General features: G+C 67.9%; 13 protein-coding genes. 2 read left to right on the top strand and 11 right to left on the bottom strand.

Features of this window, described 5'->3' with window-relative positions:
- Positions 1–217: 217 nt before the first annotated feature.
- The 7 genes from ACFWUP_RS27625 to uraD form a co-directional block, all read right to left on the bottom strand.
- The gene (locus tag ACFWUP_RS27625; protein ID WP_379238896.1) at positions 218–1,447 is read right to left on the bottom strand and encodes a DUF6986 family protein; all 1,230 of its coding nucleotides are present in this window, start codon (positions 1,445–1,447) and stop codon (positions 218–220) included.
- Positions 1,444–4,509 (bottom strand): molybdopterin-dependent oxidoreductase, encoded by a 3,066-nt coding sequence (locus ACFWUP_RS27620; RefSeq protein WP_379238895.1) that lies wholly within the window; start codon positions 4,507–4,509, stop codon positions 1,444–1,446. Before ACFWUP_RS27620 ends, ACFWUP_RS27625 begins: the two co-directional genes overlap by 4 nt.
- On the bottom strand, positions 4,506–5,375 hold the full coding sequence (locus ACFWUP_RS27615) for an FAD binding domain-containing protein (RefSeq protein ID WP_379238915.1): 870 nt from the start codon (positions 5,373–5,375) through the stop codon (positions 4,506–4,508). Before ACFWUP_RS27615 ends, ACFWUP_RS27620 begins: the two co-directional genes overlap by 4 nt.
- A 384-nt stretch (positions 5,376–5,759) precedes the next feature.
- Positions 5,760–7,115 (bottom strand): 8-oxoguanine deaminase, encoded by a 1,356-nt coding sequence (locus ACFWUP_RS27610; protein WP_379238894.1) that lies wholly within the window; start codon positions 7,113–7,115, stop codon positions 5,760–5,762.
- Positions 7,112–8,017: a factor-independent urate hydroxylase gene (pucL, locus tag ACFWUP_RS27605; RefSeq protein WP_379238893.1), complete on the bottom strand. Its 906-nt coding sequence runs from the start codon at positions 8,015–8,017 to the stop codon at positions 7,112–7,114. Before pucL ends, ACFWUP_RS27610 begins: the two co-directional genes overlap by 4 nt.
- Position 8,018: 1 nt before the next feature.
- Positions 8,019–8,336, bottom strand: a complete 318-nt coding sequence (uraH, locus tag ACFWUP_RS27600) for a hydroxyisourate hydrolase (RefSeq protein ID WP_379238892.1) — start codon at positions 8,334–8,336, stop codon at positions 8,019–8,021.
- Complete coding sequence (gene uraD, locus ACFWUP_RS27595; protein WP_379238891.1) at positions 8,333–8,821, bottom strand: 2-oxo-4-hydroxy-4-carboxy-5-ureidoimidazoline decarboxylase; 489 nt, start codon at positions 8,819–8,821, stop codon at positions 8,333–8,335. Before uraD ends, uraH begins: the two co-directional genes overlap by 4 nt.
- A gap of 126 nt (positions 8,822–8,947) precedes the next feature.
- Between uraD and ACFWUP_RS27590 the strand changes: the two genes are divergently transcribed.
- Positions 8,948–9,544, top strand: coding sequence for an NTP transferase domain-containing protein (locus ACFWUP_RS27590; RefSeq protein ID WP_379238890.1), 597 nt, complete (start codon positions 8,948–8,950; stop codon positions 9,542–9,544).
- 15 nt (positions 9,545–9,559) lie between these two features.
- Positions 9,560–10,579: an XdhC family protein gene (locus ACFWUP_RS27585; RefSeq protein ID WP_379238889.1), complete on the top strand. Its 1,020-nt coding sequence runs from the start codon at positions 9,560–9,562 to the stop codon at positions 10,577–10,579.
- Positions 10,580–10,651: 72 nt separating this feature from the next.
- Here the strand turns inward: ACFWUP_RS27585 and ACFWUP_RS27580 are convergent, their stop codons facing one another.
- The 4 genes from ACFWUP_RS27580 to ACFWUP_RS27565 are packed head-to-tail and all read right to left on the bottom strand — an operon-like array spanning position 10,652 to position 14,152.
- Complete coding sequence (locus ACFWUP_RS27580; protein ID WP_379238888.1) at positions 10,652–11,716, bottom strand: ABC transporter substrate-binding protein; 1,065 nt, start codon at positions 11,714–11,716, stop codon at positions 10,652–10,654.
- A gap of 53 nt (positions 11,717–11,769) precedes the next feature.
- The gene (locus ACFWUP_RS27575) at positions 11,770–12,573 is read right to left on the bottom strand and encodes an ABC transporter permease (RefSeq protein WP_379238887.1); all 804 of its coding nucleotides are present in this window, start codon (positions 12,571–12,573) and stop codon (positions 11,770–11,772) included.
- Positions 12,570–13,361, bottom strand: coding sequence for an ABC transporter permease (locus tag ACFWUP_RS27570; RefSeq protein WP_379238886.1), 792 nt, complete (start codon positions 13,359–13,361; stop codon positions 12,570–12,572). Before ACFWUP_RS27570 ends, ACFWUP_RS27575 begins: the two co-directional genes overlap by 4 nt.
- Positions 13,358–14,152 (bottom strand): ABC transporter ATP-binding protein, encoded by a 795-nt coding sequence (locus ACFWUP_RS27565; protein ID WP_379238885.1) that lies wholly within the window; start codon positions 14,150–14,152, stop codon positions 13,358–13,360. The genes ACFWUP_RS27570 and ACFWUP_RS27565 overlap by 4 nt, the downstream gene beginning before the upstream one ends.
- Positions 14,153–14,189: the final 37 nt, after the last annotated feature.

Raw genomic sequence — 14,189 nt, 5'->3', positions numbered from 1 at the left:
AAACCATCCGCCACGCACGCCGTTGTGTACTGCCTCCGTGTAGTGCCCGGTTCGGCTCAGTGACGCGCTGTCACGCTTCGACATCGTCGCCACCACGCCACCTCGCCCGCGCGACCTCGCTCGCACGCCCAGCGGTGCGCTCCACTGCGCAATGCGGGACTGATGAACGTCCCGTTCTCCCGCACCGCCGACGGGTTCGAGTCCCTGGTGCCTCGCATCACGAGTCCTGCGGTGGAGGTTGCCGGGCCACCAGCGCCGTCAGCGTGCGCACCGTGAGTTCCGGTGCACGCGTGGCGAGTTCGTCCGCGTCGACCGCACCGCAGCGCAGTCCGCGCAGCACGGTGGTGGCGAGAGCTTCGGCCGTGGCGGGCTCGTCGACCACCCCGCCGGAACGCCGTTCGAGGTAGGCCTGCAGGCGCGGGACTGCGACGTCGGTGGCGGTGCGGAAGAAGTCGTAGGTGGCCAGCCAGCGGGTGATCAGGTGGCCGGGGTGCATGTCCCAGCCCTGGTAGTAGCCACGGCGCAGGGCCCGCTCGACGAGGCGGTAGTGGTTGGCGAACGCGCCTTCGGGGTCGGTGTCGGGCGTGATCTGGGTCGAGCCGTCGCAGATCCAGACCCCGGTCTGCGCGGCCGCCACCTGCATGACGGCCTTGGCGTGATCGGCCGCCGGGTGGTCGAGGGCTTGGTCGGTGGCCGCGATGCCGCAGGCGGCGGTGTAGTCGTAGGTACCGAAATGCAGTGCACTGCAACGACCGTCGGCCAGGTGGATCATCTTGGCGATCGGCACCGTCCCGTCGGGGGCGATGATCGCCTGCGGGCTCTCGATCTGCAGTTCGAAGCGCAGCGATCGGTCGGGCAGACCGTGGCCGCGTTCGAGACCGGTGCACAGGTCGACGATCGCCGAGACCTGTTCCGCCGCACGAATCTTCGGCACTGTGAACACAAAGCCCGGCAGTAGTCCGCCTGCTCCGTCGAGGACGAGCTCGAGGGTTCGCAGCGCGCGCCGACGTTCGTTCGCCGCGAGCCCTTTCGTGCGAACGCCGAACGATGTTGGTGCACCGACTTTTTCGGACCAGCCGGCCAATGCCTCACCAGCCGACTTCGCCGCCGCGTCTTCTTCCTCGTCGGTCCGGAACCCGTAACCGTCTTCGAAGTCGATGCGCATGTCCTGCACGGGCTGCTCGGCGAGCCGCCGCCGGACCGCAGGGAGCGCGCCGGTGGCGTCGAGGCCGACGAGGAAGTCGGCGTGGCGATGCAGCAGGTCGAGGGCGGTCGCGCCCCAGTCTGCGGGGGTGGCGGCGGTGGCGCGGTCGGCGGCCACGTAGGCGGTGTGCACGGGCTGGATGCGGTCGCCCGCCCCCGGGTAGCGCACGCGCAGGTCGGCGTCCACGGCGTCGAGAACGGAGTCGATGCGGGCCCGAATGTGCTCGGGGATACGGGTATTCACCCGACGGTTCCTTCCTGGATGGTCCGCCACACCCGGTCGGCGGTCATCGGTAGTCGGTACGGGCGGGCGCCGACGGCGTCGCGGATGGCGTTCGCCAGGGCCGGGGCCACCGGGTTGTAGGGGGACTCACTCATCGATTTGGCACCGAGCGGACCGAGTTCGTCACTGGTTTCGGCGAAATAGACCTCCGTGCGTGGCAGGTCGGCGAATTGCGGAATGTGATAGTGGCGCAGCGTCTTTGTGGTCACCACGCCGTCCTCCGACCGCATGTCCTCGTAGAGCGCGGTACCGAGCGCCTGCGCGACACCGCCCTCCACCTGCCCGCGAAGCTGGACGGGGTTGAGTACCGTGCCCGCGTCGGCGACCTGGATCGATTGCAGAATCCGCACCGCACCGGTCGACGGCTGAACCGCAACCCGGAACGCGTGGACATTGAAACTCACCGAACGCGGGGTGCCCGCGTGGGTGCCGTGGGCGATGAGCTCACCGTCGGCCAACAGCCGCGCCGCGGTGATCAGCTCGGCACCGCAGCGCACCCCGCCCATTTCGAGCACGCAGTCGCGTTCGGGGTGCCCGCTCACCTTCGCCGCCCTGGCCAACAGCATCGCGTGCAGTTCGAGCGCCGCCGCGTAGGAGGCCTTGCCGGCGACCATGGTGCCGGTGGAGCCGAACGCGCCGGTGTCGTGGCCGACGACGTCGGTGTCGGACTGGCGGATCACGATCCGTTCGGCGGCGGTGGCGAGCGCCGTTGCCGCGAGCTGGGCGTGGACCGTGGTGGTGCCGTTGCCGAATTCCGCTGTACCGACGCCGATTTCGTAGCGGCCGTCGGGAAGCAGACCGGCTGTGGCGTCGGCGTGGTGTCCGCGCGGGGGCACGGTCGCGATCATCGCCACGGCCATCCCTTCGCCCACTTGCCATTCCGGGCCGGGCGCGGCGACGCCGTTGCCACGACGGAGTGCCTGCTGGGCGGTGTCGAGGCACTGGTCGAGGCCGTAGCTGCCGAACGTCAGGTCGGACTCGTCGACTTCGGCGCCGGTGAACTGGTCGCCGGGGATCACCACATTGCGGCGACGGAATTCGAAGGGGTCGATGCCGAGTTCGCGGGCCAGTTCGTCGATGGCGGATTCGACGCCGAAGATCACCTGGCCGAGGCCATAGCCGCGGAACGCGCCGGAGGGAATGTTGTTGGTGTACACCGCTTGCGCGTCGATCCGCTTGTTCGGGCAGCGATACACGGCCACCGACTCGCCGACGGAATGGAACATCACGCCCGCACTGTGGTTGCCGTAGGCGCCCGCGTCGGCGAGGACATCGACCGAAAGCGCGGTCAGGATGCCCGCCGCGTCGGCCGCGGCGGTCACCGCGACGCGCATCGGGTGACGGCAAGTGGCCGAGGTGAATTCGTCGGTGCGGGTGAACTCGTATTGCACCGGGTGCCCCGTGCGCAGCACCGCCAGCGCGATCAGGTCCTCGGCCAGCATCTCCTGCTTCGCGCCGAATCCGCCGCCGACGCGGGTGGCGAAGACCCGCACGCGATCTCGATCCAGTCCGAAGACGTGGCAGAGTTCGTCGCGCACCAGGAACGGCACCTGGGTGCTGGATCGGACGACGAGCCTGCCCGCGTCATCGAGCCAGCCGATCCCGCCGTGCGTTTCCAGGTGCACGTGCTGCACGCGCGGCGAATTCCACACGCCGCTCACGACTTTCGCGGCCTGTTCGATACCGGTGTCGAAGTCGCCGACACCACCGTGGATCTCGGCGATCAGATTGCGTTCCGCATCGGCGATCCGCGCCGACTCCGGCTTGTCGGCATGCAGCTTCGGCGCATCATCGGCCAGCGCATCGTCGGGTGCGAAAACCGCAGGCAGGACCTCGTATTCCACCTGGATCGCACGCACTCCGGCACGCGCTGCTGCCACCGTCTCGCCCACGACCGCAGCCACCCGCTGCCCGACGAACCGAACCGTGCGATCGAGCACGAACGTGTCGTCCGGATCGTCCTCGCGCAGTTCGTGCCGAGCAGTGGAAAAGGCCGTCTGCGGTCCATCCACATGCGTCAACACCACACGCACACCCGGAACAGCCTGCGCCGCAGCCACATCGATCGACACGATCCGCGCATGCGCGTGCGGACTGGCCAACACGGCCAGATGCCAAGGCGCCACCGGCGGCATCTGCTCGCCCTCCCCCGGCACCACATCCATCGTGAATGCTTCCCCACCCCGCACGATCCGCGCCCCCGCAGGCGCCCGCACCCCATCCCCGATCTGCCCGGCCCGATACTTCCGCCGCATCACCCCACCGACCCGAGCCTCCGCCGCCAGCACAGCCGCCACCGAGACCTCCGGCCCCTCCTCGGCCGACACCGTGGTGACCTCGCCGGCCAACCGACCCGGGTGTCCGTGCGTCACATAGGACTCGACAGCAGGCCCCGCCGCACTGACCGACTCCGCCGATCGCGCCACCTCATCGCCAACGCTCGGCGTATCCGACGAACTATCCCCAGCGGTCGGCTCACACCCTGTGCACAGCGAGCCGGATCCTTCCGAACGATGGGGCGTCGAGTCGGACTCGGTAGTTGTGCACAGTGATGCACAGGGTGCTGCCAAGGCGTCGGCGATGGCGCGATAACCCGTGCAGCGGCAGAGGTTCCCCTTCATCAACTCGGCCCGTTCCGCATCGGTGACCGCGTGAGCAGGCAAGTTGTCCACAGCCGTGTCGGGGCGGGCGGCTGCCAGACCCGAGGCCGTCACCACCATTCCGGCGGTGCAGAAACCGCATTGGAACCCGGCGTTCTCGACGAAACTGCGCTGCACCGGGCTCGGGCTGTCGGCGTCACTCAGGCCGGCGGCCGTCGTCACCGCACGGTCGGCGGCGCGATGGGCGGGAATCAGGCAGGAGTGGACGGGTTCGCCGTCGAGCAGTACCGAGCAGGCGCCGCAGTCGCCGGAGTCGCAGCCCTTCTTGACCGCGAGTTCACCGTGTTCGCGCAGCAGCGTGCGCAGGCATTGGCCGGGTCGCGCGGTTACTTCGGCCGCATGCCCGTTGATGTCCAGCCTCATGAACCACCTCCCTGCACACCCGCCGACGCCTCCCGGAGTTCGGCGGCGACCTCAGCAGCCAGCAGCCCGGTCACGTGTTCGCGCCAGTCGGGCGCGCCGTGCGGGTCGTCGAACCACACATCGGGCTCCAGATCAGCCAGGGCGCCTGTCAGATCGGATTGCGAAGGGACAGCATCGAAGTCGAGCACGATCGGGCGCACGGTCGCCGCGGTGATGGTGATCGCGCAACGGTCATCGGCATCGTGCCTGCCCATCACCACCGACCCGGAACGACCGAGCGGCGCCAACGCGATCTTGCGGAAACTGGTGCGCGCCAACAGACTCGACATGGGCACCATGAAGGAGCGCACAACAGCGCCCGAAGCCAAGATGTTCTCGCCCGGTCCGGTGACGAAGTCGCGCAACGAGATTCGCCGCTCACCCCCACCACGCGGCCAGATCACCACGGTGGCATCCAAGGCGACCAGCGCACCGAGCACCGCACCGGCGGGCAGCGACAGACACACATTTCCGCCGACTGTCGCGGTACGCCAGATCTTGTGCGACGCCAGCAGCGCCCGGCACGCCTGAGCGAACAACGCCGTGCCCGGCCACTCCGGCCGCAACATCGGTGTCCCGAGTTCAACCCCGGGACGAGCACCGGCGAACTCCGCCAGCGTGCAGGTCGCGGCGATCTCCAGCCCCTCGGCGGAGGCCGTCAAGGGCGTCCAGCCGAGGGTGGTGATGTCGACGAGCCGATCGAGATGATCGTGCGGTTCGGAGAACAGAAAAGTGCCGCCCGCCAGCACCGCGCACCCCGCTCCGACCTGCGCCAGATCGGCGCGTTCGCGGGCGATTACTACCTCGGAAACAGTGTCCAGATCCACGTTCACCTCGCTTACCTCACCGGCCACAGTAGGGGCGGTGAGTTGCCACGATGTTGCGCGAAACCCGCGCCGGATTGCGCCACGGTTAACCCGGTGTACGCCTTCCAGTGTGCGCCGATCCCGGCAAACCTGCAGTTCAGCACGCCGATGAGCGGCGACGTCGACCGGCGCAGGCCCATCTGCGGTCGACCTGGGCGCGTTCACCGCCGCCCCACTGATACCGCCGACGCGCTCGTAACCGGCAATCTGCCCTGCCACGAGCGGCGCCGTCCCCGGGCGAGGCCGAGCTGGGTCGCTGGCCGACCGCGCCCGCGCGGTCGACATCAGTCACACCCCGCGCGCACGGTCGACACTCGCGATCCCGGACCACACCGCATGGCGAAATCACCCACCGGCCAGCAGTGTCGCCTGCGCCTGGGCCACATCAGCACCCACCGCCGCCTCGTCCACCGTCAGCACCACATCGTCACGAACGACCTCACGCCCGTTCACCAGCAGCGCGGCCAGCGGCGGCGCCGACCCGAGAATCAGCGCGACGACCGGGTCTTCGATACCCGCGTGAGCAGGCGTGTCGAGCCGCCACAGAGCCAGATCGGCCAGCTTGCCCGGCTCGATCGACCCGATCTCCTCGGCCCGCCCGAGCACCCGCGCCCCACCCATCGTCGCCAGTTCCAGCGCCGCACGCACCGACATCGCCCGCGGCCCGCCGACCGCCCGCGCGTACAGCAGCGCGTTGCGCGGTTCCTCGATCATCGAACTCGACTCGTTACTGGCGGCACCGTCGACACCGAGACCCACCGGCACACCGGCGGCCACCAGGTCGGCGGTGCGCGCGATTCCCGCGCCCAACCGGCCGTTGGACGTCGGGCAGTGCGCGATCCCGGTCCCGGTCCGAGCCATCGCGGCGATCGCCGGATCGTCGAGGTGCACGGCGTGGGCGTACCAGACGTCATCGCCGAGCCAGCCGAGCTGTTCCATGTACTCGGCGGGCGTGCAGCCGAACTTGTCCTGGCAGAATTCCTGCTCATCGAGGGTTTCCGCGAGGTGGGTGTGCAGCCGCACCCCGGCCGAACGAGCCAGCGCCGCGGACTCGCGCATGAGGTCGGCGGTCACCGAGAACGGCGAGCACGGGGCGAGCGCGATCCGCACCATCGCGTCGAAGGACGGATCGTGCCAGTCCGAGATGGCCGCGGCACTCGCGGCGAGAATGTCGTCGATCGACTCGACCACCGAATCCGGCGGCAGCCCGCCTTTGCTCTGTCCGAGATCCATCGACCCACGCGCCGGATGGAACCGCAGCCCCACCTCGGCCGCCGCCCCGATCTCCGCAGCGAGCAGGTCGCCCCCACCGCACGGGAACACGTAATGGTGATCCGACGACGTCGTGCACCCACTGCGTGCCAGCGAAACGAGCGCACCGGTCGCGGCCGTGCGCACCGACTTCTCGTCGATCCGCGCCCACACCGGATACAGCGTGGTCAACCACTCGAACAAGGTGTTGTCGGCGGCGATCCCCCGGGTGATCCACTGGTACAGGTGGTGATGGGTGTTGACCAGACCGGGCGTGAGCACACAGCCCCGCCCGTCGATCCGCGCCACCTCGGGCCCGACCTCCGGCGGCGTACCCGCACCGACGGCCTCGATCCTGTTGCCACGCACCGTGACCCAGCCATCCCGGTATTCGGTGCCCGCCGCGTCGACGGTCACCACCGCGCATCCGTAGATCAGCAGGTCGGTCATGGCTGCCACGCGATGCCTGCGTCGGGCGCGTCCGCGCGGGCCAGGGTGGCGTGGATCGAGCCGTACGGACGATCCGCCGCCCAGAACACCTCACTGTTGTTCTCGATCTCGAATCGCGCCAGGTCGTAGTCGAAGTGGTGTTTGTTCGGCGCCGACAACCGGATCTCGGCGAGCATCGGAAACCGTTCCAGCACAGCGGTTCCCATCGCGTACAGCGTCTGCTGCAGCGCCTTGGAATAGGTGGTCGCGAACAGCTCGAGCAGTGTGGCGCGAATTCCGGCGTACAGCTCGTCCCAGTCGAATCCGGCGGTCTCGGCGAATCGCCACTGCACCACCAGCGAGCTGGCCAGCACCCGATCGTGGGTGGGCGCGAGGGTCGTGAACTCGTCGGTGAGGAAGTCGGCGAACTCAGAGCCGGTCGACTTGAGCAGCACCAGGTCCTTGATCCCACCGATCACCCAGCCCTGCTGTTGCCCGCCCTTGCCCGCCACGGTCACCGCGGCCGTACGCACCTCGGGCCCCTGCCGCACCCAGGTGTGATCGTGTTCGGCACCGTCGACCGAGACACGCTGCCAGTCATAGGAATCCACGTCGATCCGCGCACTCGACACCGGTTCGACCGTGTCGACGAAGTGCTTCGCCAGCGCGATCGCGTACTCCTCGATGGTGTCGAGGCCGGGCTTCTTCGCGAAGACGAACGCCATGTGTTTCTGGGTGTCGGTCGGCAGAACGTGACGCTGGTCACCATCGGTATATGCCGCCGCGAAATCACCACGCAGGGTGGTGGAGACGTTCACGTCGCGGATCTCGTGGCGCGCGTTCTCCTTGCAGAAACGCACAACCCGGTTCTCGGCCTTGCCATATCGGTTGTCGGTCAACACGATCGGACCACTCAGTGACATCTCAGCTCCCTCGGTAGGTGGAATAGGCGAACGGCGACAGCAGCAGCGGCACGTGCAGATGCGGCTGCTCACCCACCGTGAAGGTGACGCGGACTTCGGGATAGAAGGTCTCGGTGCCCTGGGCGGCGAAGTAGCTGCCGGTATCGAAGAACAGGTGGTAGTCGCCCGGATTCAACCCTGCCGCAAGCTCTTTCACCCGGCCGTCGGCATCGGTGAGCGCCTCGGTGAGCCGCAGCTCGTCGCGCACCAGCCACACCGCGACCCCCGCGGCGGGCACCCCGCGCACGGCATCGAGAACGTGCGTACTCAAGCTCGTCATGAGACCACCAGCCCTGCCAGACGCAGCCGGTTGATCTTCGCCAATTCCGTTCGCATGACCTGCCTTTCGGTAGCCGGATCGTTGTCCAACCGCGCCCGCAGAACCGCGAGCAGTTCCTCACCGCTTCGCCCTGCCGCGCAGACCAGGTAGATATGACCGAACTTCGCCTCGTAAGCGCGATTGCCCTCGGCCAGCGCCGCACGCACGTCATCGGCCACTCCGGCCTGCTCACGCGCCGACGCCGCCGAGGTCGGGCGGTCGCCGATGCGCGGGTGTCCGGCCAGCGCCTCGTCGATGTCGGCGTCGTCGAGCGCGGCCGACGTCGCATCGGCCACCTCCAGCAGCGATTGTGTGGTGGCATACGGGCGCGCGGCCACGATTGCCCTGCCCCAGCGTGGTGCCGAGCAACAGGCAAGCAATGCTTCTTCGGCGATCGTCGCAGGTAGGTCGTTGAAACCCGCGAGACTCAACCCTTCGCTCGTCATCGATCCAGCATCGCGCGATCCCCGGCCTGTCGCCACCGCTGTGCAATCCATCACGTCGGCGTGTCGTCGTCGCTGCGCTCCCCCGCTGTAATCGACCGGCAACATTGCGTCATTACCTTCGCTCACATGCCCCCACTCGCCCCTGCCGCGCACTCGAAGTGCGCGGGCATCGTCCTCGCGGCGGGTGCGGGCACGCGGTACGGCAAACCCAAGGCACTCGCCGAAAACGGCGCCTGGTTGCGCTCGGCGATCACCACCCTGCGCGACGGTGGCTGCGATCCGGTGATCGTCATGCTCGGCGCCACCGGACCCGATCCGAGCGCGCTCGGACTGCCCGACGGCACCGAGTGGCGGTGGGTCGCCGACTGGGCGACCGGCCTCGCCGCGACGGTGCGCGCGGGCCTGCGCGCCGCCACCGAAACGGGCACCCGCTACGTGGCCTTTTTCCCCGTCGATACTCCCGATGTCGGGGCAGATGTGGTCGCCAGGGTGCTCGCCGCGGCACGTTCGAATCAGAGCGGACTTTCTCGCGCTGTGTTTCACAACACACTTGGACACCCCGTTGTGATCGAGAACAAGCACTGGGAAGCCATTTCCGCTGTTGCCGCAGGTGATTACGGGGCCGGTTCCTATTTGGGCGGTCGACAGGATATGGTGTGCGTCACGTGCGACGACTTGGCGACAGGGACCGATCGCGATTTCCCGGGAGTCGGCGCACGGTGATCGGAGATTTGAGATATGCGCGATATCGTCGATGACCTTCTGCGAGTGTGGCATTCGGGCCGTACGGGCGGCCTCGCCACCGTGGTCCGTACCATCGGCACCAATTCCCTGCCGATCGGCTCCTCGATGCTCGTCACCCCCAACGGTGGCGTCTTCGGATCCATCGCCTCCGGTCGCCTGGAAGAGACCGTGTACGAGGCGGCACTGGAAGCGGGCCGCACCGGCGTCCGGCAACTACGTCGCTACAGCATGCTCACCGGTTTGGAATCGAGCGCCGACGACGGCACGCTCGTCGACATTTTCGTAGAGCCGTTCTCCTGCCGAGATTTTCCCGAATTCCCCACCATCGCCGCGGATATTCAGGCCCATCGCCGGGTCACCGTGTTCACCGTGGTGTGGAATCAGGATCCCGATGTGATCGGCCAGCATCTGGTCACCGACCGCAAGCACGCGACCGAGCTCGTCGCGCTGCCCGAGTCGGATCTGTTCGTCGCCTCGTACTGCCCGCCGCCGCGCCTGATCATCTTCGGCGCCAACGCCTACGCGGCCACCCTCGTGGCGCAGGCGCGGATGATCGGCTACCGGGTGAGCATCTGCGACTCGCGCCCCGAGTTCGCCGACCCGGCCTCGTTCCCCGGCGCCGAAGTGGTCGTCGACTGGCCGCACCGCTACCTCAACACCCTCGCGGCCGCGGGCGAGATCGACTCCGAAACCGCGATCGTGGTGCTCGCCAACGAGCCGCGCTTCGAGATCCCGCTGCTCACCGTGGCCTTACGACTACCCGAGCTCGGCTACCTCGCCGCCCTCGGCACCCCCGCCGACCAGGCACGGCGTCTCGACGACCTGCGTGCAGGCGGTTTCGACGAGCCGACCCTGGCCCGCGTGCACGTGCCCGCCGGTCTGGAATCGGGTCCGCGCACCCCCGCCGAGACGGCCGTGTTCATCACCGCAGACTTCCTCGCCTCCCGCGCGGGCCTGCGCCTGACCGCCCAGCGCGACTACGGCTCCCACGCTTCAGTGGGTATGGCGATATAGGTCGTCCTTCGGCCTGGCCGCCTTGATCCGCGCTCCCTTCGGGCAGATCAAGGCGGCCGAGCCTTGTCAGACCTACTTCAAGCCGGGGTTCTCCGCGTAGATCTCGCGAATGATCGACATGTCGAACAGCTGGTCGGCCTTGATGTCGATCTTGGCGGTGCGCAGGGCGGCGATGTTCTGTTCGATCAGCGCGTCCGACATCGTCAGCAGCCCATCGGTCTTGGTCGAGGCCGAAACCACCAGGTCGTTCTGCGCGGTGGCCTCCTTGGTCTGCTCGGCCAGGTCGAGCTTGAGGTCCTTGCCGTAGACCTCGACGGCCAGGCGCGCGGACTCGGCGGGGCTGGCGACGGCGTCCTTCCAGCCCTTGATCTCGGCGATCAGGAAGGCCTTGAGCTTGTCGCGCTCGTTGTCGATGGTGTGCTGGCTGACGGTCAACGTCTCGGCGACCAGCGGCAGACCGAAGTCGGCGAACAGGAAGTGCTCGTTGGCGAAGCCCTTGGCGGCCAGGGTGATCGGCTCGTTGGTCACGTAGCTCACCCAGCCGTCGACCTCACCGTTGGCCAGCGGGGTCGGATCGAACTGCGCGGGCACCACCGTCACCTCGCCGGGGCTGATGCCGTTGGCGGCCAGCAGCGCGTTGAAGATGAGCTGGTTGGTGTCCTGCACGCCGATCTTGCGGCCCTTCATATCCGCGGGCGACTTGATCGGCTTGGCCGCCGAACTGACGATCGCGAACGGGTTCTTCTGGAAGGTCGCGCCGACGATCTTGGCGGGCAGCCCCTCCAGGATGGCGGGCGCGGTGGTCTGCGGCGCGGAAAGGCCGAGCCAGATCTTGCCGGTATCGAGTCCGGCTTCCACCGAAGTCGACGCCGCACCACCCGCGACGAGGTCTACCCCACCGAATCCCGCATCCTTGAAATAGCCTTTCGAATCCGCGAAATACTCACCCGCGAATTCGATGTTCTTGATCCAGGACAACTGGACAGCGACCTTGCCGTATTTCGAACCGTCGTCGGTCGAGCCGTTCGAGGAAGTGGCCGAACTACCGCCACAAGCGGCGAGCAGACCGGCGCCGCCGAGCGCGGCGCCGGTCAGTGCGGAAAAGCGGAGAAAGGAACGACGGTCGATACTGTTCATACGCAGAATGTAGATTCGCCGCGTTTCGTTCTCTTTGCGGTTGCGTTCCGCCGCTATTCCTTACCCGCGCTCGGACCGAATCGCGCGAGCACCAGGTTTTCGATCACGCCGACAATCGCGTACAGCAGCACCGAGACCACCGTGACCACCACGATCGAGGCCCAGAGCCGGTTGTACTGGAACATCGGGATGGCCCGCACCAGGCTGGCACCCAATCCCGTTCCGCTGCCCAGCCATTCGCCGAGCAGTGCGCCGATCAACGCGCCGGGCACCGAGACCCTGGCCGCGGCGAACACCGACGGCAGCGCGGCGGGCACCGCGACCATGCGCAGTCGCGTCCAGCGCGAGCCACCGTAGGCGGTCACCAATTCCATTGCCTGTCTTGGTGCTTCACGCAGCCCGGTCATGATCATCACCAGGGCGGGGAAGAACACGACGATCGCCGTCAGCACCGTCACCCCGGCCGTGCCACGGCCGAAGATCAGCACGATGATCGGACACAGCGCCACCAGCGGCACCGACCGCAACAGCATCGCGACCGGCATGAAGGTCTGCTGCACCGCCGAATACAGCACGAACAGCGCGGCGACGCCGAGCGCGCCGAACATTCCGACGAGGAAACCCGATGCCGCGTCGCCGAGGGTGATCGCGAGGTCGTCGAAGATCGCCTGCCGCGCGCTCGGCGCACCCGCCGAGGTCACCAGGTAGGCCCACACATCCGACGGCGTCTTGCCCACACGGGGCCCGATCTGCGGGAACAGTCGAAGGAACAGCGTCCAGATGACGAGCAGCAGGATCAGGGACGTCGCCAGCGGCAGCAGAAAGCGCCCGATCCGGCGTACAACGGTGATTGTCATCGCGCTGCCTCCTCTGCCGTCCACGGCGTGATCAACCGGGCCGCGCCCGCCACCAGCAGATACCCGAGCCCGGCCAGCGCGGCGGCGGCGATCGCCATGCCCCACGTGCGCGGCACGTTGTAGGCGGTCTGCGCGGCCGTCAGAGCGACCCCGATGCCGCTGTCGACGCCACCCAGATATTCACCGATGATGGCGCCGAGCACGGCCGACGGCGCGGCGATCTTCAAGGCGGCGAACGTATTCGGCAGTGCGGCGATGGCCCGGACGCGATACAGCTGCTGCCAGCGGCCACCGCCGTAGGCGCGCACCAGATCCAGGCTGGCCGGGTCGGCCGAACGCAATCCGCTCACCGCGCCGACCATGGTGGTGAAGAAGCAGTACATCGCGGCCAGGAACACCGTGGGGGTGCGCCCACCGAACACCACCAGGATGATCGGGCCCAGCGCCACCAGCGGCGTGCAGTAGCTCAGGATCGCCAACTGGGTGGCGAGGGGTTCGATGCGCGGCACCACCATGATCAGCGCCGCCAGCCCGATAGCCAGCACATTTCCCCACAGGAAGCCCTGCAGTGCCCCGAGCGCGGTGACCTGGAAGTTCGGCCCGTAGAGGCCCCAGCCGTCCGACCACATGGTGGACAGCACGCGCCACGGACTGGGAATCGTCCCGCCCGCGGTGCCCGCGGCGGCCAGCGCCCACCAGAACCCGATCAGCCCGACGACCCCGAGCGCGCCGGCGATCCGGCTCATCCCGAGCCACGACGGAATACGCTGGGCCACAGCCACACTCATGCGACTCCACCCCGCCCGAACAGCAGCTCGGACAGGTAGTCGCAGAGCTTGTGGAATTCGGGCGTGCGCATCATCTCGGGCGTGCGCGGACGCGGCAGATCGATCTCGACCAGTTCCAGCACCCGCCCCGGTCGCGGGCTCATCACCGCCACCACATCGGAGAGGAACACCGCCTCGGAGATGCCGTGGGTGACCATCAGAGTGGTCGCGGGCTTCTCGGTCCAGATGCGCAGCAGTTCCAGATTCAGCCGCTGCCTTGTCATGTCGTCGAGCGCGCCGAACGGTTCGTCGAGCAGCAGCACCGACGGTTGCACCACCAGCGCCCGCGCGATCGAAACCCGTTGGCGCATACCACCGGACAACTGCGCGGGCTTGGCCTTCTCGAACCCTTCCAGACCCACCAGCGCGATCAGTTCGGCGATCCGCTCCGGTTCGGCGGGCAGCCCTGCCACCTGCAACGGCAACCGGATATTGGACTCCACACTGCGCCACGGCAGCAGTGCCGAATCCTGGAAGGCGATGCCGAGCTGATGGCCACCGCGCAATTGTTCCGGCGAAAGGCCGTTGATCCGCGCGGTGCCCGCACTCGGTTCGTCGAGGCCGGCCAGAATCCGCAGCACCGTCGATTTGCCGCAGCCGGACGGTCCGAGCAGGGACAGAAACGCACCGTGAGAAGTCCGCAAATCGACCGAATCGAGCGCGTTGACGGTGTTGCGTCCTACCGTGAAGGTCTTGCTCAACCCAGTGATCTCGATCCCGGTGGTCGCGCTACCGGGGATTTCCTTACCCATGCTCGTCACCATAAGAGCGCCCGGTTGCGGCGGCATT

The organism is Nocardia sp. NPDC058658, from assembly GCF_042716665.1.
Taxonomy (GTDB): Bacteria; Actinomycetota; Actinomycetes; order Mycobacteriales; family Mycobacteriaceae; genus Nocardia.
This window is presented reverse-complemented; position numbering and strand designations above follow the sequence as displayed.